Origin of the sequence: Streptomyces sp. NPDC005811 (genome assembly GCF_040630405.1) — a bacterium.
GTDB lineage: Bacteria > Actinomycetota > Actinomycetes > Streptomycetales > Streptomycetaceae > Streptomyces.
This window is the reverse complement of record NZ_JBEXXK010000022.1, coordinates 60,782-79,445: the sequence shown is the minus strand read 5'-3', so window position 1 is coordinate 79,445 and position 18,664 is coordinate 60,782. Positions and strand designations below refer to the sequence as shown.

At 70.4% G+C, this 18,664-nt stretch carries 16 protein-coding genes and 1 pseudogene; 11 read left to right on the top strand and 6 right to left on the bottom strand.

Translation table 11 applies throughout. The features are described 5' to 3' along the window. Positions 1-83: 83 nt before the first annotated feature. The 6 genes from ABZ490_RS24000 (at position 84) to ABZ490_RS23975 (ending at position 6,168) form a co-directional block, all read left to right on the top strand. A complete protein-coding gene (locus ABZ490_RS24000) occupies positions 84-1,409 on the top strand; it encodes an NtaA/DmoA family FMN-dependent monooxygenase (protein ID WP_358993284.1) in 1,326 nt (441 codons plus the stop codon). A 58-nt stretch (positions 1,410-1,467) separates the two neighbouring features. Next, positions 1,468-1,929, top strand: coding sequence for a VOC family protein (locus tag ABZ490_RS23995; RefSeq protein WP_358993281.1), 462 nt, complete (start codon positions 1,468-1,470; stop codon positions 1,927-1,929). Between the two features lie 99 nt (positions 1,930-2,028). After that, on the top strand, positions 2,029-3,699 hold the full coding sequence (locus ABZ490_RS23990; protein ID WP_358993277.1) for an FAD-binding protein: 1,671 nt from the start codon (positions 2,029-2,031) through the stop codon (positions 3,697-3,699). Beyond that, positions 3,696-4,136 (top strand): nuclear transport factor 2 family protein, encoded by a 441-nt coding sequence (locus ABZ490_RS23985; protein WP_358993274.1) that lies wholly within the window; start codon positions 3,696-3,698, stop codon positions 4,134-4,136. Before ABZ490_RS23990 ends, ABZ490_RS23985 begins: the two co-directional genes overlap by 4 nt. A 194-nt stretch (positions 4,137-4,330) precedes the next feature. Then, entirely contained in the window at positions 4,331-5,905 is a 1,575-nt protein-coding gene (locus tag ABZ490_RS23980) for a GMC family oxidoreductase N-terminal domain-containing protein (protein ID WP_358993271.1), read from the top strand. A gap of 44 nt (positions 5,906-5,949) precedes the next feature. Then, positions 5,950-6,168 (top strand): hypothetical protein, encoded by a 219-nt coding sequence (locus ABZ490_RS23975; RefSeq protein WP_358993268.1) that lies wholly within the window; start codon positions 5,950-5,952, stop codon positions 6,166-6,168. A 137-nt stretch (positions 6,169-6,305) separates the two neighbouring features. Here the strand turns inward: ABZ490_RS23975 and ABZ490_RS23970 are convergent, their stop codons facing one another. Beyond that, positions 6,306-6,989 (bottom strand): VOC family protein, encoded by a 684-nt coding sequence (locus tag ABZ490_RS23970; protein WP_358993265.1) that lies wholly within the window; start codon positions 6,987-6,989, stop codon positions 6,306-6,308. Positions 6,990-7,138: 149 nt separating this feature from the next. On the opposite strand from ABZ490_RS23970, the gene ABZ490_RS23965 reads away from it, so the two are divergent. Further along, entirely contained in the window at positions 7,139-7,747 is a 609-nt protein-coding gene (locus ABZ490_RS23965; RefSeq protein WP_358993262.1) for a TetR/AcrR family transcriptional regulator, read from the top strand. Positions 7,748-7,766: 19 nt separating this feature from the next. Here ABZ490_RS23965 and ABZ490_RS23960 read toward each other — a convergent pair. The 4 genes and pseudogenes from ABZ490_RS23960 to ABZ490_RS23945 all read right to left on the bottom strand — a co-directional run. Further along, positions 7,767-8,696 (bottom strand): annotated as a pseudogene (locus ABZ490_RS23960) (hypothetical protein); the annotation flags it as partial. A gap of 12 nt (positions 8,697-8,708) precedes the next feature. Next, positions 8,709-9,107 (bottom strand): family 78 glycoside hydrolase catalytic domain, encoded by a 399-nt coding sequence (locus ABZ490_RS23955; protein WP_358993259.1) that lies wholly within the window; start codon positions 9,105-9,107, stop codon positions 8,709-8,711. Continuing rightward, positions 9,095-9,775: an alpha-L-rhamnosidase N-terminal domain-containing protein gene (locus ABZ490_RS23950; protein WP_358993494.1), complete on the bottom strand. Its 681-nt coding sequence runs from the start codon at positions 9,773-9,775 to the stop codon at positions 9,095-9,097. Before ABZ490_RS23950 ends, ABZ490_RS23955 begins: the two co-directional genes overlap by 13 nt. A gap of 106 nt (positions 9,776-9,881) precedes the next feature. Beyond that, a complete protein-coding gene (locus ABZ490_RS23945) occupies positions 9,882-11,345 on the bottom strand; it encodes an MFS transporter (protein ID WP_358993256.1) in 1,464 nt (487 codons plus the stop codon). A 185-nt stretch (positions 11,346-11,530) separates the two neighbouring features. On the opposite strand from ABZ490_RS23945, the gene ABZ490_RS23940 reads away from it, so the two are divergent. Continuing rightward, positions 11,531-13,753 (top strand): glycoside hydrolase family 3 C-terminal domain-containing protein, encoded by a 2,223-nt coding sequence (locus ABZ490_RS23940; protein ID WP_358993253.1) that lies wholly within the window; start codon positions 11,531-11,533, stop codon positions 13,751-13,753. Further along, positions 13,750-14,973, top strand: a complete 1,224-nt coding sequence (locus tag ABZ490_RS23935; RefSeq protein WP_358993249.1) for a family 1 glycosylhydrolase — start codon at positions 13,750-13,752, stop codon at positions 14,971-14,973. The genes ABZ490_RS23940 and ABZ490_RS23935 overlap by 4 nt, the downstream gene beginning before the upstream one ends. Positions 14,974-14,975: 2 nt before the next feature. Here ABZ490_RS23935 and ABZ490_RS23930 read toward each other — a convergent pair whose 3' ends face one another. Beyond that, positions 14,976-15,599 (bottom strand): helix-turn-helix domain-containing protein, encoded by a 624-nt coding sequence (locus tag ABZ490_RS23930; protein ID WP_358993491.1) that lies wholly within the window; start codon positions 15,597-15,599, stop codon positions 14,976-14,978. A gap of 133 nt (positions 15,600-15,732) precedes the next feature. Between ABZ490_RS23930 and ABZ490_RS23925 the strand changes: the two genes are divergently transcribed. After that, the gene (locus tag ABZ490_RS23925; RefSeq protein WP_358993246.1) at positions 15,733-16,935 is read left to right on the top strand and encodes an FAD-dependent oxidoreductase; all 1,203 of its coding nucleotides are present in this window, start codon (positions 15,733-15,735) and stop codon (positions 16,933-16,935) included. 101 nt (positions 16,936-17,036) lie between these two features. Continuing rightward, complete coding sequence (locus ABZ490_RS23920) at positions 17,037-18,641, top strand: CocE/NonD family hydrolase (RefSeq protein ID WP_358993243.1); 1,605 nt, start codon at positions 17,037-17,039, stop codon at positions 18,639-18,641. Positions 18,642-18,664: the final 23 nt, after the last annotated feature.

Sequence of the window (18,664 nt, the reverse complement as noted above, 5' to 3'; positions counted from 1 at the left end):
CAGTACGGCATCTCCCCGCTCCCTGGATAGGGCCGATCCGGCCGTGGGCCGCTCCGGGACCAAGGCATCAGGAAGGCCGGCGCATGGGCACCTCTCGCATCCACCTGGGCGCTCTCGCTCTCGCGCCAGGGGCGCACCAGGCGGCGTGGCGTCACCGCGACTGCGACCCGGCGGGCCATAGGGACGTGGCCTTCTTCCCGCACGTCGCCAGGACCGCCGAGCGAGGCAAGCTCGACTTCCTGTTCCTGGCGGACCTGCTCGGCCCGATCGGCGCCGACCACCACAGCCCTCAGGCCTTCGAGAACACGCCCTACGGAGTGCTGGAGCCGTTGACCCTGCTGGCGGCCCTGTCGACCTGCACGGAGCACCTGGGCCTGGTGGCCACCAGCTCCACGACGGTCAACAGCCCCTACCAGCTCGCCCGGATCTTCGGCTCGCTCGACCATCTCTCGCACGGTCGCGCGGGCTGGAACGTGGTCACCACCCCGCTGGCGGTGGAGCGGCGGGTCGGTGTCACGCCGCCGCGGACCAAGGAAGAGCTGTACGGGCACGCCCGGGAGGTCGTCGACGGCGTCCTCGCCTACTGGGACACCTGGCACGAGAAGTCCTTCCCCCGGGACCGGGGGCAGGGGCGCTTCGTCAGCCTGGACGGCTCCCGGATCCCGGACAGGCAGGGGCGGGCGTACCGGATCGACGGCCCGCTCAACATGCCCCGTCCTCCCCAGGGACGCCCGGTGATCGTCCGGGCCGGCGTGTCCGACAGCGGCCGCGGCCTCGCCGCCGAGATCGCCGACGTCGTCTTCACGGTGCAGCCGGACCTGGCCGCGGCGAAGGCGTTCTACAAGGACATCAAGGACCGCGCGGACCGCGCCGGCCGGGATCCCGACACCGTGCGGGTGCTGCCGGGCATGAGCCCGTTCGTGGCCGCGACCGAGCGCGAGGCGCGGGCCGGACGGCAGTTGATGCTGGACGGCCTCGACCCGGTGGTCGCGATCGGGGAGATCCGCTTCCTCACCGACATGGACCTCGGCCCGTATGACCTGGACGGCCCGATCCCCGACCTGACGCCCACCGGGGACGCCCGTCACAGCGGCTTCCTCGACGCGGTACGGCTCATCCGTGAGAACAACCCGAAGATGACCGTGCGCGGCCTGCTCGGAGCGCTCTCCAGCGGGCGCGGCCACCCCGAGGTCACCGGCAGCCCGGCGGACGTCGCCGACTTCGTCGAGGCCTGGGTGGACGACGAGGCGTGCGACGGACTGGTCATCCAGAATCCGCTGCTGCCCGACGACCTCGAACTCTTCGTCGACCTGGTCGTGCCCGAACTCCAGCGGCGCGGCAGGTTCCGTACCGCATACGAGGCGGCCACGCTGCGCGGCAACCTCGGGCTGGCCGCACCCGTCCGTTGAGGACCCGTCGAACCCCGTCGGACCGGTCCGGTCCGCGAGCAGAACCGGAAGGAAGCACATGCCGAATGTGTCGATGCACCACACGGGCATCACCGTCTCCGACATCCACGCGTCCATCGCGTTCTACGAGGCTCTCGGCTTCACGAGGAGCTTCCCCGAGCCGGCGCCGGTCGACGAGGCCTGGCTGGGGACGGTCGTCGGCGTCGAGAACGCCCGACTGCTCCTGATGTTCGTCTCGTTGGGCGACCACCGGATCGAACTCCTCCAGTACGTCGACCCCGAGGGCGAGGGGGCGCGTCCCCTCGCCTCCAACGACGTGGGCAGCTTCCACATCGCGCTCTCGGTCGACGACGTGAGCACCGAGTACGAGCGCCTGCGGGCCCTCGGTGTGGAGTTCCTCTCCAAGCCGGTCGTGGTGACCGGCGGGCCCTTCGAAGGCCTCAAGGCGGTGTACGGCAAGGACCCCGACGGGAACACGATCGAGCTGATCAGCGGCGTGGAGGGCCGGTTCCCGACGTGAGCAGAACCGGTCGGCCGCGGACTTCGCGGCGGGGGGCGGGCGTGACATCAGGCGGCGGGAGGCCGCGTATCAAGAGCCCACTTAGGGGTGAGGCCAGGTATGACGAATTGGGATGACTCGGTCGACTTCATAGTCGTCGGCAGCGGCGGCGGGGCGTTCGTGGGCGCCCTCGCCGCTCGCCATGCCGGAGCCCGGGTGCTGATGCTGGAGAAGCGGGACCTCGTCGGGGGCTCGACGGCCATGTCCGGCGGGATCGTCTGGATCCCCGCGAACCCCGTGATGGCGGCGGCGGGGATCCCCGACTCCGTCTCCGACGGAATGACGTACTTCGAGCACGTGGTCGGTGACGTCGGCCCCTCGTCGTCGATCGAGCGTCGGCGGGCGTTCCTCGACCACGGCAGCAAGATGGTCACCTTCCTCCAGGGCCGAGGCCTGCGGTTCGAGCACTGCATGAACAACTCCGACTACTACCCGGAGTACCCGGGCGGCCGGGCGGCGGGCCGTGCCTTCGAGCCCAAGCCGTTCGACGGCCGCAAGCTCGGGGACTGGCTCCCCAAGCTCCAGCTCGGGCTCGCCGCGACCCTTCAACTGGTCGTGAAGACCAACGAGATGCGCTACCTGTCGTCCTACAACCGCAGCCTGCGGTGCTTCGGCATCGGGGCGAGGGTGGCGACCCGTACGATCGCCGCCCGGGTCAGCGGACGGCGGATGCTCACCAACGGGACCGCGCTGATCGGGCGGATGCTGCACGTCGCGCTGCGCGGCGGGGTCGAGATCCGGACGGGTACGGCGGTGCGCGGGCTCGTCACCGAGAACGGCCGGGTCGTCGGTGTCCGGGCGGTCAGGGACGGCCAGGAGATCCTCGTGGAGGCCCGGAAAGGCGTGCTGCTGGCGGCGGGCGGGTTCGCGCACAACGCGGAGATGCGCCGCAAGTACAGCGGAGACCAGCCCAACGAGGGCCAGTGGACCATGGCCAATCCCGGCGACGAGGGCGAGCCGTTGCTGGCCGCGATGGAGATCGGCGCGAAGACCGACCTCATGGACGAGGCCTGGTGGATCCCGATGTGCGCCGACCCGCTGCTGGCCGAGTCGGCGCTCAACATGGCCCGGCAGCGTCCGGGATCGATCTTCGTCGACGCGAGCGGGCAGCGCTTCGTCAACGAGACCGCGTCCAAGATGGCCGTCGGCAAGGCGATGTACGAGCGTGACCCGGTGAACCGGGCCATCCCGTGCTGGCAGGTGTTCGACGACGCGTTCCGCAAGCGGTACGCGGTGGACAAGGGGCTGCCCGGCAGGATTCCGCCTCAGTGGCTGGAGTCCGGGGCGATCAAGCGCGCCGCCACCCTGGAAGAGCTGGCCCGTCTGTGCGACATCGACCCGGCGGGCCTCGCGTCGACGGTGACCCGTTTCAACGAGCACGCCCGCAACGGACTCGACCCGGAGTTCCACCGCGGCGAGTCCGCCCTCGACCGGGCCTACGGCGACCCCGGCTACAAGCCCAACCCGGCGATCGGACCACTGGACCGCGGCCCCTTCTACGCGGTGCAGGTCGTCCCCTCGGACATCGGCACCTGTGGCGGGCTGGTGACCGACCCGAACGGCCAGGTCCTCAACCAGGACGACCAGCCGATCCCGGGCCTCTACGCGAGCGGGAACAACACGGCGACGGTCATGGGCCGCCGCTACCTCGGTCCGGGCGCCAGCATCGCCGACAGCATGGTCTTCGGCTACGCCGCCGGACTTCACGCAACCAGGGAGCAGACCGCATGACGAGCCGCAACGTCACCGAGAACCCGGCGGAGCACGCCGCGATCAGACACCTGGTCGACGCCTACACCGACTACACCAACGCGCGGGAGTGGGACAACCTCGGCTCGCTGCTGGCCGAGAAGGTGGTGTGGCGGGTGATGGAGGGGGACGCAGCCGTGTACTCCGCCGAAGGCCGTGACGCGGTGACCGACGCGATCAAGGGCTCGGTGGAGGCGATGACGTTCCTCGTCCAGATGGTCCACGCCACGAACATCAGCGTGTCGGGGGATCGCGCCACGGCCCGGTCGACCATGGAGGCGATCGGTGTCCATAAGGACGGCCGCCGCCAGAACTCCTTCGCCCAGTACTGCGACGAGATCGTCCGCGAGGACGACGGCGAATGGCGTTTCCTCTCCCGGGTGTTCCTGACCAAGGGGACGTTCGTAGAGCCCGCGTGACGCGGCTGCCTCATCCGCAACACGGGCGCGTCGGACAGGGCGCGCGAGAACGCACGATGTCGGGTCGGCTGCGGCCCGGGCCGGACGGGCGCCGGGCCGCAGCCGACCCGTCTGTCCATGAACGGTCCGGAACCCGGTCACCGGGTCCGTCACCTCATCTGTTTCTCGGTGGACGACGAGAAGGAGAGTGCCTGATGAACGAGTTGAGTTACGACTACATAGTTGTCGGTGCCGGTTCCGCGGGAACTACCCTCGCCGGGCGATTGTCGGAGGACCTGTCGACGCGGGTGCTGTTGCTGGAAGCGGGTCACGACTGGGGCGCCGGCGGTGATCTGCCGGGGGAACTGCGCACCGCGACCGGGCTCTTCGCCTGGGCCGGTTACTCGATCCTCCCCGACTACTTCTGGCAGGACCTCACCGCCCGCAGCCGCCCGGACCGGGAGCCACTGCGCTACCTCCGCGGCCGTGGCCTGGGCGGAAGCTCGGTGATCAACGCGTGCTACGCAATCCGCCCGCCGATGGAGGAGTTCGACGACTGGGCTGCCCTCGGCTGCGACGGCTGGGGAGCGGCGGACGTACTGCCATACTTCAACAAGCTGGAGAACGACCTGGACTTCGGTGCCGAGAAGTACCACGGGGTGGACGGGCCGATCCCGATCACACGGCTGAAGCCCGAAGGCTGGGGGTCGATGGACGAGGCCTTCCACGGCGCGGCGATGTCCTTCGGGCACACCTATGCCCCCGACCACAGCGCTCCCGGGGCGCTCGGAATCTCCCCGTTCGCGATGAACATCATCGACGACCGGCGCGTCACCACCGGCGACGGGTACATCACCCCGGCACGTGGGCGCGAGAACCTCTCCGTGATCGGTGACGCCCACGTCGACAAGGTGCTGCTCTCCGGTACCCGGGTGACCGGGGTGCGGGTGCGCATCGACGGCGAGTGGCGCGATGTGCGGGCCGACAACGTGGTCGTCTCGGCGGGGGCCACCTTCTCGCCCGCCATCCTCCAGCGCTCCGGCGTCGGCCCCGCCGAGGTGCTGCGTGCCGCCGGTGTGGACCCGGTCGTCGATCTGCCGGTCGGCGTGGGCCTGCAGGACCACCATGGCATCATCCTGAGCGTCGAGACGGACCAGGCGGTCCGGACCTCACAGGTGGGCCAGCGCGGCAACCTGATGCTCCGTTACAGCTCGGGGCACGCGGAAACCGGCACGGGCGACCTGGCGGTGACCGCGGTGAACGTGGTGAACGTGGACGAGCCGGCGGGGCAGTTGCCGCCGTCGATGCTGGGTGTGCTCAACCAGGTGTTCTCGCGGGGCAGCGTCTCGATCGCCGGCACCGACCCGTACGCGGCGCCGACCGTGGACCTCAACCTGCTTTCCGACGACCGGGACAGGACGCGGCTGCGGACGGTGTTCGACCACATCGGCGAACTGCTCGCCCAGGCGTCGTTCGCCGATGTCAAGGCGGTGCGCGACATCGCCGGGAACGAGGTGGACATGAAGATGGGCGCCTCCGAGTTCGAGTCGTGGTCCGCGGCGTTGGTGCAGGACACCGCGCACGTCGCGTCGAGCTGCCGGATGGGCGACCCGTCCGATCCCCAGGCCGTGCTCGACAGCGAGTGCAGGGTGCTGGGTGTCGACGGCCTCCGAGTGGTCGACGCCTCCTCGTTCCCGACCGTCCCCCGGGCCGGCACGAACCTCGTCACGATCATGCTGGCCGAGCGCGCTGCCGGCCGGATCCGCGGCGAGGCGCCTGCCAAGGCCTGAGACAGAGAAGAACCACGCCGCCCGCCGGAGGAGCGACGGGCGGCGTGGTGGCTGTTTCGCCGTGGGTGGTCATCGCCCGCATACGGCTCGCGCACGGCAGGGCCGCGATCGGGGCGCGGTCTCCGACCAGGGAACCGAATGGCGTGGACACCGCCGGGCTCACCACCCGCGGCGGACTGCGATCAGCGGGACGGGCCGGCCGCACCTACCACCGCGCGGCGGCGGATGCCGCGGTGGGCTCCGGCGTCCGCGCCATGCCGTAACCGTATGGACCGAGGCGCACGTCGGGAGCGCGACGGACTGATCCGCGGTGGCGACCCGACCGCCGCCGCGCGACGGACAGGCAGGTCACCGCCGCTTCTTCGGCTCCGGCACCGCACCCGTGTGACTCCTGGCGCGCCTACTTCTTCCCGGGAACCGGTCCGTCCCCGACCAACGTGTCGTCGAACCCACGGAACGACGGCGCGGGGTCGGGATCGGTGTACCACGGGGAGCCCGTGAGGTCGTTCCACTTCTCGGGGTTCGTCCAGCCGAAGGCCGCGAACTCGATCGGGGTGCCGTTCGGATCGTGCGCGTACACCGAGTAGACGAACGGCGAGCTTCGGAGGTCCTGGACCGGCGTGCAGGCGATACCGGCACTGATCAGCTTCTCGCGCACCGCCTTCAGGTCCTCCACCGAGGCCACGTTGAAAGCGATGTGATCCATCTTCCTCGTCACCCGCTTCCCGGCCTCGGCCGGGCGCTCCTCGGGCCAGATGTCGAAGGCGGAGTAGTCGTCGTTCTCGTCGAACTTGTCGACCTCGGCGAAGGCGAGCAGGCCGCCGTCGGGCATCTCGAGGAAGTACAGCCGCTTGCACTCGATGTCTTCCTCGGCGGTCGCGCTGTCTCGCCAGATCCCCGCCGCGGCCTGATCCATGGCTACTGAGGCCCGCACCCGCATGCCGAGAAGCCCGCAGTAGAAGTCGAGGGTCTTGTCCATGTCGACGGTGAGCAGGACGAGGTGATTGATCCCTCTGATCTCGCCCAGGGGGCGTTCTGTCCGGTCCGCTTCCGCCTGCCTCTGGGCGACGTCGTCGATCGGCATGTGACTCCTTCGCATTCGGATTCCGGATGGCAGTTGGCCATAATATATTTCATATATTGGCGGGGCAAGGGTGTGGCCAGGCGGCTTCCGCATGGTCTGGGCTGACGGGGCCGATTCGTCGGCGGACAAGGTGAAGTACGGTCTGACGGGTGACGAATCAGCGAAAGCCACGAGGCCCGTACCGCAAGAGCGCGGAGCGCCGGGAACAGATCCTGCAGGCCGCCTACGAGGCCGTCGACGAGTACGGTGAGCGCGCCTCGCTGCAGGACATCGCCGATCGTGTCGGGGTGACCCAGCCGGCGCTGACGTACTACTTCCCCACGCGCGACGAGCTGTTGCTCGCCGTTCTGGAGCGCCGGGATCTGATGGGCAAGGCGTCCGCCAATGCCGCGGCCGAGGGGCACAGCATGATCCAGGGCATGGTGGCGAGCACCCGGCACACCACCGATCACCCCGGACTGGCCAAGCTGTACGTCACGCTCTCGGCGGCGGCCACCGATCCGGAGAGCCCCGCGCACAACTATTTCGCGGAGCGTTACCGGGTTCTCGCGGCCGAGGTCACGGGGGACTTCGAGGACCAGCAGCGCACCGGTGTGCTCCGGGCCGACGAACCGGCCGCTCACCTGGCCAGGGCGCTGCTGGCCGTGTTGGACGGACTGCAGATCCAGTGGATGCACGACCCCACCGTGGACATCGCCGCGATCGCCGAGACCTTCACGCGTATGCTGGCGCCGTCGGACGGTCAGGGCAGGCCGTGACCTCGCCGACGGCGGTCCGTCAGCGACCGCGCAGTACCGTCCGCGCCGAGGCGGTCCGGTAGGAGGTGTGATCGCCCTGTGCGTCCGCCGCCGTGACCTGCCCCTCGACGACCTGCACATCGTCCCTGCGGAACGGCACGAGGATCTCGGTCGGAACACCGGTGGGCACGTCCACCAGTCCGTGCTCTGTGAGCACGGGAAGCAGGAGCTTGGTGCCGATCGCCCCGGTGTTGAGACGGTGGCCCCGCGCCGTGAGATCGGCGACCAGGTTGGCCGGCACCGCTTCCTCGTGGCCGGCCGGGACCAGCCCGAAGGCCAGCGGCACCAGGTTGGAGGTCCGCCGGTAGCCCTGCTGGGTCGGGGTCCGGTAGACGCTCGCCGCGGCGTCGAAGAAGGCGGCGTAGAAGGTGGCGGCGATACGGCCGGCCATCGAGTCGAACCTCGGGGCGTCCCCTGGGCGGTCCAGCTCACGGGCGATGCGGGCCAGCGCGCTCGCCTCCAGGTACAGATGCCCGTTGGCCGTGACGGCGCCGCCCTCCGGAGGACTGAGCACCACCGTGCCTCCGTCCTCGCTGCCGGGGGAGGAGCGATCCCCGAACGAGTAGGCGTCTTACAGGTCACCGGACTTGGCGACCATGGCGTCCATCAGGTCCATCCACGTGACCATGGCCTCGTAGTTGTCTCTGAGGTACTCCGGGTCCCCATAGTGCTGGTACAGCGTCCACGGCATCGGCACCAGCGTGCCCGACCAGGACGGGTCGTTGTACATGGGGTGCTCGCCGCCGAAGTGCGCGTAGATCGGCGTCGCGCCGGCCGCCGGCCGCGCGTCGCGCAGGGTGCGCAGGAAACGATCGTAAACTTCGGCCACTCCCGCGAAGTTGAGGATCCCGCCGTCCATGTGGAGCGCTGTGTCGGCGGTCCAGCCCTGCCGGTCCCGCCACGAGGTGTCGGTGGGGAAACCTCAGTGGTCGAGCAGGAGGCTGCGGCGCTGGTTCTCGTGGATGCGGTCAAGCAGCGGGTTGCCGCTGCAGAAGGTTCCCGTCGACTCGAGTGCCGTGTGGTTCTCACGGGCCTCGATGCGGAATGTCGACAGGGCGTCGTCGGGACAGGAGACTTCGACGTACTGGAATCCATGGCGGATGAACCGCGGTTCCCACACCTCGCGGCCCGCACCGCTCAGGGTGTAGCTGTCGATGTGCATCTGACCGCAAGTCAGGGTCACCTTCGTGCCGCGGCTGCCCTTGACCGAGATCCGGGTCCACCCGGCCGTGATCCGGCCGAAGTCGTATACCTTCGTACCTCTGTCGGAGCGGGTCACCCCGACCGGGCCGAACGTGTCGGTGATCCTCACTGCGGGCATGTCCGCCGGGACCACAGCCCCGGTGGGTGCGGGCTGTTCGGGCGCGGGTCTCCAGGACGAGTCGTCGTGTCCGGAGTGGTCCAGCCCGTCTTCTCGGCCCGGGCGTCGTGGTGCTCGCCGAGGAACATCCAGTCTCGCGTGGGCCCGTCGGCCATGCGCCGGCTGCCGTCGCTGACGACGCGTCGCCTGCCGCCGTCCGGCAGGGCGATGTCGAGCTGGGCGAGCGGCCGCGGTTCCGAGGCCCAGACCGCCTCGGGGCCGCCGACCCCCGATGCGTAGGAACGGCCGAGTTCGACGCCGATGGTCTTCTCGCCCTCGTGCAGCAACCCGGTCACGTCGAACGTGCGGGCGTACGCCGTCCTGTCGTACTGGGAGGCAGGCGGGTCCAGCAGCGCGTCGCTCACCGGGCGGCCGTTGATCTCCGTCACCTGGTACCCCAGGCCGACGATGTGCAATGCGGCGCGCTCGGGCCGGTGCGCGAGGCTGAAGTCCCGCCGGAGCAGCGGTGCCGGTGGCCGGCTCCCGGGGACGACGGAGGTGTGGGATGGTCGCGGCCGATCCACCGGGCGCTGGGGTCGAAGACGTGGGCAGCGGACCTGGGGTTTTCGGACGGCATGAGTCTCCCGTCGGGAAGGAGGAGGCGGGTCGGGAGGAGCCTGCGGACCCATTGCCGCGGCCTGCCCGGTCCGCTCTTCCGGAGCACGCACGCCGTCGCCCCGGTCGGCACCGTGGTGTGGACGGAACCGACCGGGGCGGGGCCGCGGGAGAGCCAGGTCAGGCCGACTGACCGACCGGCACGTCGTCGAGGCTCTTGGCCTTGGGGATCAGGGCGATGAGCAGGGTGCCGACGGCGACCACACCGGCGAAGAGCAGGAAGCCCTTGCTGTAGCTGTCGTCGACGTAGAAGGCGGTGCCCTTCATGACGTGGCTGTTCTGCGCGACGACGACGAACGCCACCTGAGTGAGCACGGACTGCAGAACGCCCTGCATCATGCTCTGCGCGCCGTTGCCGAGCGCCTGTTCCTCCGGCCTGACCGACTCGATGACCATGATGGGCACCAGAGCCACGACCATGCCCATCCCGATGCCGCTGATCACACCGATCGACATGATCTGGCCGACGGTCTCGTGGAACTGGGAGATGAGGGCGATACCGACGGCGAGCAGAGTGCCGCCGGTCGCCAGCAGCACACGGGAGTCGATGCGCCGCGCCAGCATGCCGGTCGCCACCGAGACCGCGATGAGCAGCACGCTGTTGGGTGCGCTGACCCACGCGTTCTTCGTGGCCGACCAACCCAGGCCGTCGGACAGTCCAGGGATCTTCGGCATCAGGACGAGCAGGTTCATGATCATGCCCTGGGCGAACAGTGCGGCCATGATCATGCCCGTGACCAGGAACGTCGACCAGATGCGACGGCGTCCGAGCAGGGTGATGGGGAACATCGGGTGGGAGACCTTGCGCTCCACCAGGACGAAGACGACTACGGCCACCAGTCCGCCGCCGATGAAGGACACGGTGTTGCCGCTGGTCCAGCCCCAGTGCTCGCCCTTGCCGACGCCGTAGGCGACCGATGTCAGGCCGCCGCCGAGCAGGAGGCCGCCGACCCAGTCGATCGGGGTACGGGCCTCGCGGACCTTGCTCTCCGGCACCACGAACAGCAGGGCCAGCAGGCCGATCGCGGTGGCGATGACCATGAACCACAGGACGCCGCGGTAGCCGTAGTCGTCGAGGATCCAGCCGGACAGGAAGGGGCCGCCGAGGGCGAGGACGCCCATGCCGCCGCCGAGGAAGCCGCTGGCCGGGCCGACCAGCTTGGGCGGGAAGACGTCCCGGGCGAGGGCGTAGACGAGCGCGATCGAGGGGCCGTAGAAGCCAGCGATCGCGCGGCCGACGAGCAGCGTCTCGTAGTTGGTGGAGACGGCGGCGACCAGGTCGCCGACCAGGCCGAGGGTGGTGATGATGACGAGCAGGCGCTTCTTGCCGTAGATGCCCGCCGCCTTCACGATGAAGGGCGTGGCGAAGACGCCGACCAGAGACCCGATCTGGGTGAACCAGGCGATCTGGGTGGTGTGGTAGTGGATCGCGATCTGTGACTGCGCATTCGAGCCCATCAGGCCGATGAGGCCGTTGAGCTGGGATGCCCACAGGAGAGCGATCAGGATGAGTGCGAACCGCGCCCCGAAGCCGGCCTTGCCGGCTTCCTCTGCTTGCTGCGGTGACTCGACGTTGAGTGACATTGCGGAACCCCGGCCCTTTCGTACGGGTGGAGCCTTCGTGCTCCCAGCGCGCAGGCTAGCTCTTAATTTTTTTGAGTGATAGATTTTCGATGACGGAAACATTTCTGTGACCTTGGGCGGCCACGGCCTCCCGGTCCTCCGAGACCCGCGTTGACGTGGTCGAATCTCCCGAAAGGATCCCGCTCATGCCACAGCCAGATCCGGCCACTCTCCCCTTGGAGAGGAAGGCGTCCCTGCTCTCCGGAGGGGACTTCTGGTCCACCCAGCCGCTCGATGAGGCGGGTGTGGCGGCGGTGGTGCTGACCGACGGCCCGCACGGGATCCGCCGTCAGAAGGCCGGCGCCGACCACCTGGGCTTCCACGCGAGCGAGCCGGCCACCTGCTTCGCCCCGGCCGTCGCGGTCGGTTCGAGCTGGGACGCGGAGCTGGCCGAGCGCGTGGGCGCGGCCGTGGGCCGCGAGGCCCGTGCGCTGGGCGTAGGGGTCGTCCTCGGGCCGGGCGTGAACATCAAGCGGTCCCCGCTCTGCGGGCGCAACTTCGAGTACTACTCCGAGGACCCGCTGCTGTCCGGCGTCCTGGGCGCCGCGTTCGTGCGCGGGGCGCAGGCGCAGGGCGTGGGCGCGACCGTGAAGCACTTCGCGGTCAACAACCAGGAGACCGAGCGGATGCGCGTCAGCGCCGAGGTCGACGAGCGCACCCTGCGCGAGATCTACCTCGCCGCCTTCGAACGCGTGGTCACCGAGGCGCGTCCGGCAGCCGTCATGTCCGCGTACAACAAGATCAATGGCGTCCCGGCCTCCGAGAACCGCCGGCTGCTCACCGACGTGCTGCGCACGGAGTGGGGCTTCGAGGGCGTCGTCGTCTCGGACTGGGGCGCCGTCGGCGACCGGGTGGCGGCCCTGGCGGCCGGCCTGGACCTGCAGATGCCCGGCCCGGACGAGGCGCACGACGCGGCGATCGTGGAGGCGGTGCGCGAGGGCCGGCTGGACCAGGCCGTGGTCGACGCGAGCGTACGGCGGGTGGCCGCGCTGGCCCGGCTCGCCGTCGCCTCCGAGACCGGCGTGGACGCGGTGGCCGCCGACCACCATGCCCTGGCTCGGGAGGTGGCCGCCGACTGTGTCGTCCTGCTGAAGAACGACAAGTACACCCTGCCGCTCGCGGACGGCCTCCGCCTCACCGTCGTCGGGGAGTTCGCCGCCCGGCCGCAGTTCCAGGGCGGTGGCAGCTCGCTCGTCAACGCCACCCGTGTGGACACCCCGCTGGACGCGCTCCGCTCCCTCGGCCACCTGGTGACGTACGTGCCCGGCTTCACCACCGACGGGACGGGCGACGCCGAGACCCTCCGCGAGGAGGCCGTACGGGCCGTGTGCGGGGCCGAGGTCGCCGTGGTCTTCGTCGGCCTGCGGGGCGAGACCGAGGGCGTGGACCGCGAGAACCTGGACCTGCCCGCGGACCAGGTGGAGCTGGTGCGCGCCGTGGCCGCGGTCGCCCCGCGCACGGTGGTCGTCCTGTCGACCGGCGGCGTGGTGTCCCTGGAGGGCTGGCACGACAGTGCCGACGCGATCGTGGCGGGCTGGCTCCTCGGCCAGGCTGGCGGGAGCGCCCTCGCGGACGTGCTCTCCGGCGCCGTCAACCCCTCCGGCCGGCTGGCCGAGACCGTCCCGTTGCGGCTGGAGGACACTCCCAGCTTTCTCAACTTCCCCGGCGAAGCGGGCCAGGTCCGCCACGGCGAGGGCGTGATGGTCGGCTACCGGCACTACGAGAGCGTCGGGCGCGCCGTCCGCTACCCCTTCGGCCACGGCCTGAGCTACACGACCTTCGAAACGGACGCTCTGTCGGTCGACGTCACCGGGGACGACACCGCCACCGTCCGGCTGCGGGTGACCAACACCGGCGAGCGGACCGGCAAGCACGTCGTCCAGGTGTACGTCGCCACCACCGCGGGCCGGGTTCGTCGCCCCGCGCGCGAGCTGCGCGCCTTCACCAAGGTCGAGTTGCGGCCGGGGGAGTCCCGCATCGTCGAACTGCTGCTGGAGCGGAGGGCGTTCGCGCATTACGACATCGAAGCCGACCGCTGGCATGTCGCCCCCGGCGCGTACACCGTGCAGATCGGCGAGAGCGCGGCCGAGGTCGTCGCCGAACAGACGGTCACCCTCATCGGGGACAACATCGCGGCCGCGCTGTCCCTCGACTCCGCCATCGGCGACTGGCTCGCCCACCCGGTCGCCGGCCCGATGCTCCGCGCGGCGCTGATGGCCGAGGCCACCGAGCAGGAGCGCCAACAGGCCGAGGCCAACGGCGACATGATGGAGATGGTCGCCTCCATCCCGGCCCGTCAGTTCCTGCACTTTCCCGGCGTTTCCGTGTCCACCGACGACCTCACCGAGATCCTGGAGGCAACCCGATGACCAGCCGTACGTCCGACCTTCGCCCCGACTTCCTGTGGGGCGCGTCCACCTCGCCGCACCAGATCGAGGGCAACAACGTCAACAGCGACTGGTGGCGTATGGAGCACCAGAGCCAGGGCATCCTGGAACTCAGCGGGGACGCTCTGGACAGCTACCACCGCTACGGCGAGGACATGCGGCTGCTGGCCGACGCCGGGCTGAACGCCTACCGGTTCGGCATCGAGTGGGCCCGCATCGAGCCCGAGCCCAACCAGTTCTCCAAGGCCGAACTGGCCCACTACCGGCGCATGATCGAGACCGCGCGCGGCCTCGGCCTGGAACCGGTGGTCACCCTGCACCACTTCAGCAGCCCGCGCTGGTTCGCCGACGAGGGCGGCTGGACCGGCCCGACGGCCGTCGACCGTTTCACCCGGTACGTGGAGCGGGCCTGCACGATCCTGCACGACGTCAACTGGATAGTGACGATCAACGAGCCCAACATCCTGGCCCTGATGAGCGGCATGGCGGCGGCCGTCGCCGAGGGAGCCGACATCAACCTCGGCGCGGACGTGCGGATGCCCACGCCCAGCAAGGAGATCGGCGAGGCCCTGGTCCGGGCCCACCGGGCCGCCGTGGCCGTCGTACACGAGCACACCTCGGCCAAGGTCGGCTGGACCGTGGCGCAGCAGGCTCTGGTCCCCGCCCCCGGCGCCGAGAAGCTGCACGCGGAACTGAAGTGGGCATGGGAGGACCTCTACCACGACGGAGCCCGCGGCGACGACTTCCTGGGCGTGCAGTCCTACACCAGCCAGACCGTCGACGAGAAGGGGATCGTCGCCCACCCCGACCACCCGGACAACACCCTGACCGGCTGGGCGTACCGGCCCGACGCCCTCGGCATCGCGCTGCGCCAGGCCTGGGAGGCCACGGACGGGCAGCTCCCGCTGCTGGTCACCGAGAACGGCATCGCCACCACCGACGACACCCGCCGGATCGCGTACACGACCGAGGCCCTCGGGCACCTCCACCAGGCGGTCGCCGACGGCGTCGACGTCCGCGGATACCTGCACTGGTCGGCCCTGGACAACTACGAGTGGGGTCACTGGGCGCCCACGTTCGGGCTCATAGCCGTCGATCGCGAGACCTTCGCGCGCACCCCCAAGCCGAGCCTGGCCTGGCTCGGGGATGTCGCCCGCAGGGGCGGCGCACCGGGCGCGCAGGGAGCGCGCGCCGAGGGCTGAGGTCAGATCGGGAAGTTCTCCGGCCGCGGTCTTGTCAGCAGGGCCGCGACCGGAGGCAGCGGATTCGCCGCGTCGAGGGTCAGAGCGTCGAGCAGGAAGGCGAGATAGCGGCGCCAGCCGTTGGTCTTCGCGTCCATGGTCCACAGGATGCTGAAGAGCATGACCACGAACCTGGGCAGATCCTCCGGGGCCAGATCGGCCCGCATGAGGCCGGACCGCTGGCTGCGCTGGGCCAGCACGGCGAGCCCTTCGTTGAACTCGGCGGCGACGTCCGCGGTGAGCGAGCCGGACATGCGGGCGGCCGTCAGCGTGTTGTGCTCGCGTGCCACCAGGGCCAGCGCCGCCTCGATCAGCATGGTGAAACCGAGCAGCGGATCGGGGTTCGCCAGGGCTCGCTCCTGGGCCGGAGACAGATCCTCGGCGAGGCACTGTTCGAGTGCCGCTCTCGCGAGGACACCTTTGTCGGGGAAGCGGCGGTAGAGCGTCGAGATGCCCACGCCGGCCCGGCGGGCGATCTCCTCCAGGGGAGCGTCAGGGCCCTGCTCCGCCCAGACCTTCCGGGCGGCCCGCTGGATCCGCTCGGCGTTGCGGGCGGCGTCGGCGCGCAGCTGTCTCGAGGTGTCCATAGTCACGAACCCAGTCTAGCAAGCAGTAGTTCACTCCCACTTATGGTTCACTGGGGTAACCGGTAGTGGACTTCCAGTTGCGGGAGGAGAGTCGGGTGAAGGTGGCAGTCGGCATCGAGAAGTGGGTCGCCGCATGAAGCGCGTCGTCGTGGTCGGGGCGTCGGCGGGCGGCCTGGCCGTAGCGGAGGCGCTGCGCAGAGCGAAGTTCGAGGGCGAGGTCACGCTCGTCGGTGACGAGCAGCACCTCCCCTACGACCGCCCGCCCTTGTCCAAGCAGCTGCTGTGCGGGGAGTGGGAACCGGAGCGCCTGAGCCTGCGGTCGGCCACCGACATCGAGGCACTCGATGTGGAGTGGCGTCTGGGCAGGGCGGCGACCGGCCTGGACACCGAGCGCCGCGCGGTGACACTGGCCGACGGCTCCGAGGTGCGCTACGACGGTCTGGTCATCGCGACCGGAGTGCGTCCCCGGCGGCTGCCCGGAGCCGAGCCGCGGCCCGGTCTGCACGTCCTGCGCACCCTGCCGGACGCACTGGCGCTCAAGGACGCCCTGCGCCCGGGCAGGCGGCTGGTGATCGTCGGCGCCGGATTCATCGGCGCCGAGGTGGCCGCCACGGCCCGTGACCTCGGGGTCGAGGTGACGATGCTGGAATCGGCGGCGGTACCTCTGGCCCTGGCCGTCGGCGAGGAGGCAGGCACCTTCCTGACCCGCCTCCACCACGAGCAGGGCGTCGACGTGCGGACGCAGGCCGCGGTCGCCGAGGTCCTCGGCGACGACGCCGGTGTCACCGGTGTGCGGCTGACCGACGCGACCGTGATCCCGGCCGACGACGTGCTGGTGGCCATCGGCTCGGTACCCAACACCGACTGGCTGGCGGGCAGCGGGCTCACCGTGGACAACGGCCTGGTCTGCGACGAGTACTGTGCCGCCGCGCCCGGCGTCTACGGCGTCGGGGACGTGGCCCGCTGGCACAACCCCCTCTTCGACACGCTGATGCGGGTCGAGCACCGCACCCACGCCGCCGAACAGGGCATGGCGGTCGCCCGCAACCTGCTCCAGCCCGATGACCGGCGTCCCTTCGCCCCGGTGCCGTACTTCTGGTCCGACCAGTACAAGACCAAGTTCCAGGCCTACGGCAACCTGCGCGACCACGACGAGGCACTCGTGCTGGGCAGTGACTTCGACGCCCGGCAGCTCCTCGTCGCCTACCGCAAGGGTGATCGGCTGAACGGTGTGCTGGCCGCGGGCAAGAGCCCCAAGGTCCTGCGCGCCTGGCGGGCCCTGATCGCCGCCCGGGCGCCGTGGCCCGAAGCGATCGCCGAGCAGATCGCGGCGTGACCGCCGTACGCCCGGCGCGAGCCCGCGGCGCGGGGCCGAGGCGGACAGTCTCGGTCCTCGCGCGGCGCGGCGGGCGATTCGGGAACGGACGAGGAGGAGCCGTGAGACCGATCAGCCATCTCGCCCAGCGCATGCTCGGACTGCCGCCGCCACGGACGCGGGACGTCGTCGTCCAGCGGGACCTCCGGGTGCCGATGGCCGACGGCACCACGTTGCTGGCCGACCGCTGGGCACCCCGCTCCGGCGGCGAGCGCCTGCCGCTCGTACTGGTGAGATCCCCGTACGGCAGGCGAGGGCCGATCGGCGTGCAGCTCGGCCGCGTCCCCGCGGAGCGCGGCTTCCAGGTGCTGATCCAGAGCGTGCGGGGCACGCACGGCTCGGGCGGGGACTTCGATCCCATCCGGCAGGAACGCGACGACGGCCTCACCACGCTGGACTGGGTGATCAAACAGCCGTGGTGCGGCGAGTCCGTCGTGCTGGCGGGGGCCAGCTATCTCGGGTACGTCCAGTGGGCCGTGGCCGACCGGCTCCCGCCGCAGGTCAAGGCGATGATCCCGAACATGACGGATTCCGCGCTGACCCTGGAGTTCCTGCGCTCCGACGGACTGTCCCTGGAGACGACGTTCATCTGGGGAGTGACCAACGCCGTCGACGAGCCCGCCGGAGTGCTGCGCGGGCTGGCCCGGATGCGGCGCAGGCAACGGGCGCTGGACACACTGCCGTTGGACCGGGCTGACGTCGCCGCCACCGGGCAGCGCGTCCCCTACATCCAGGACATCCTCGCGCACGATGCAGATGCGGAGCGCTGGACCGGCATCGACCACCGGCACCGGGTGCCGGCCACGACCGTGCCCGTGAGCTCGATCGGCGGCTGGTACGACATCTTCCTGCCCGGCCAGATCCGTGACTTCCAGGCGCTGCAGGAAGCGGGCCGTGAAGCTCGGTTGACCATCGGGCCCTGGACCCACGCCAACCTCGACAACACGCCCACCCGCGAACTGCTCACCTTCGGACTCGCGCTCGCCCAGGGCCGGGAGCCACCACGGAGGCCCCCGGTGCGTCTGTACGTGACGGGGGAGGAGGCCTGGGCCGACTTCGCCTCCTGGCCGCCGCGCGGCTACTGGCCCCGGAGCTTCCACCTGCAGCCCGATGGCGCCCTGTCCACCGGGGCACCGCCCGTCTCGGCACCCGACCGGTACCGATACGACCCGGCGGACCCGACTCCGGCGGTGGGCGGGGTCCGCGCCTCCGGCGGCGGACGCAAGGACAATGCCAGGCTGGAGGCACGCCCGGACGTGCTCACCTATACCACGCCTGTCCTCGACCAGGACGTCGAGGTCGTCGGCGAGGTGGGCGCCCAGATCTGGTTCCGCTCCAGCAGGCCGTTCGCGGACGTGTTCGTGCGGCTGTGCGACGTGGACGAGCGGGGCCGGTCGGTCAACGTGTGCGACGGCCTGGTCTCGGTCTCCGGTGCCGACAAAGTGTCCCGGGCCACCGTGCGACTGTGGCCCACCGCCCACCGGTTCCGACGCGGACACCGCATCAGGGTGCAGGTCTCCAGCGGCTCCTTCCCTCGCTTCGCCCGCAACCCCGGTACGGGAGAGCCGCACGCCACCGCCGTCGAACTCCGCCCGGCAGACCAGGAGGTGTACCACGACCCCGCTCGCCCGTCGGCCGTCGTCCTGCCCGTGCACGGGGCCCACTGAGCGCTCGGTCGACAGTGCCGCGG

What these genes read in the sequence shown, in the direction of transcription:
- ABZ490_RS24000 (WP_358993284.1), top strand. Translation starts at nt 84, where the DNA reads ATGGGCACCTCTCGCATCCACCTGGGCGCTCTCGCTCTCGCGCCAGGG.
- ABZ490_RS23925 (WP_358993246.1), top strand. Translation starts at nt 15,733, where the DNA reads ATGAAGCGCGTCGTCGTGGTCGGGGCGTCGGCGGGCGGCCTGGCCGTA.
- ABZ490_RS23985 (WP_358993274.1), top strand. Translation starts at nt 3,696, where the DNA reads ATGACGAGCCGCAACGTCACCGAGAACCCGGCGGAGCACGCCGCGATC.
- ABZ490_RS23970 (WP_358993265.1), bottom strand. Translation starts at nt 6,989, where the DNA reads ATGCCGATCGACGACGTCGCCCAGAGGCAGGCGGAAGCGGACCGGACA.
- ABZ490_RS23955 (WP_358993259.1), bottom strand. Translation starts at nt 9,107, where the DNA reads ATGCCCGCAGTGAGGATCACCGACACGTTCGGCCCGGTCGGGGTGACC.
- ABZ490_RS23995 (WP_358993281.1), top strand. Translation starts at nt 1,468, where the DNA reads ATGCCGAATGTGTCGATGCACCACACGGGCATCACCGTCTCCGACATC.
- ABZ490_RS23980 (WP_358993271.1), top strand. Translation starts at nt 4,331, where the DNA reads ATGAACGAGTTGAGTTACGACTACATAGTTGTCGGTGCCGGTTCCGCG.
- ABZ490_RS23935 (WP_358993249.1), top strand. Translation starts at nt 13,750, where the DNA reads ATGACCAGCCGTACGTCCGACCTTCGCCCCGACTTCCTGTGGGGCGCG.
- ABZ490_RS23940 (WP_358993253.1), top strand. Translation starts at nt 11,531, where the DNA reads ATGCCACAGCCAGATCCGGCCACTCTCCCCTTGGAGAGGAAGGCGTCC.
- ABZ490_RS23945 (WP_358993256.1), bottom strand. Translation starts at nt 11,345, where the DNA reads ATGTCACTCAACGTCGAGTCACCGCAGCAAGCAGAGGAAGCCGGCAAG.
- ABZ490_RS23930 (WP_358993491.1), bottom strand. Translation starts at nt 15,599, where the DNA reads ATGGACACCTCGAGACAGCTGCGCGCCGACGCCGCCCGCAACGCCGAG.
- ABZ490_RS23990 (WP_358993277.1), top strand. Translation starts at nt 2,029, where the DNA reads ATGACGAATTGGGATGACTCGGTCGACTTCATAGTCGTCGGCAGCGGC.
- ABZ490_RS23950 (WP_358993494.1), bottom strand. Translation starts at nt 9,775, where the DNA reads ATGGGTCCGCAGGCTCCTCCCGACCCGCCTCCTCCTTCCCGACGGGAG.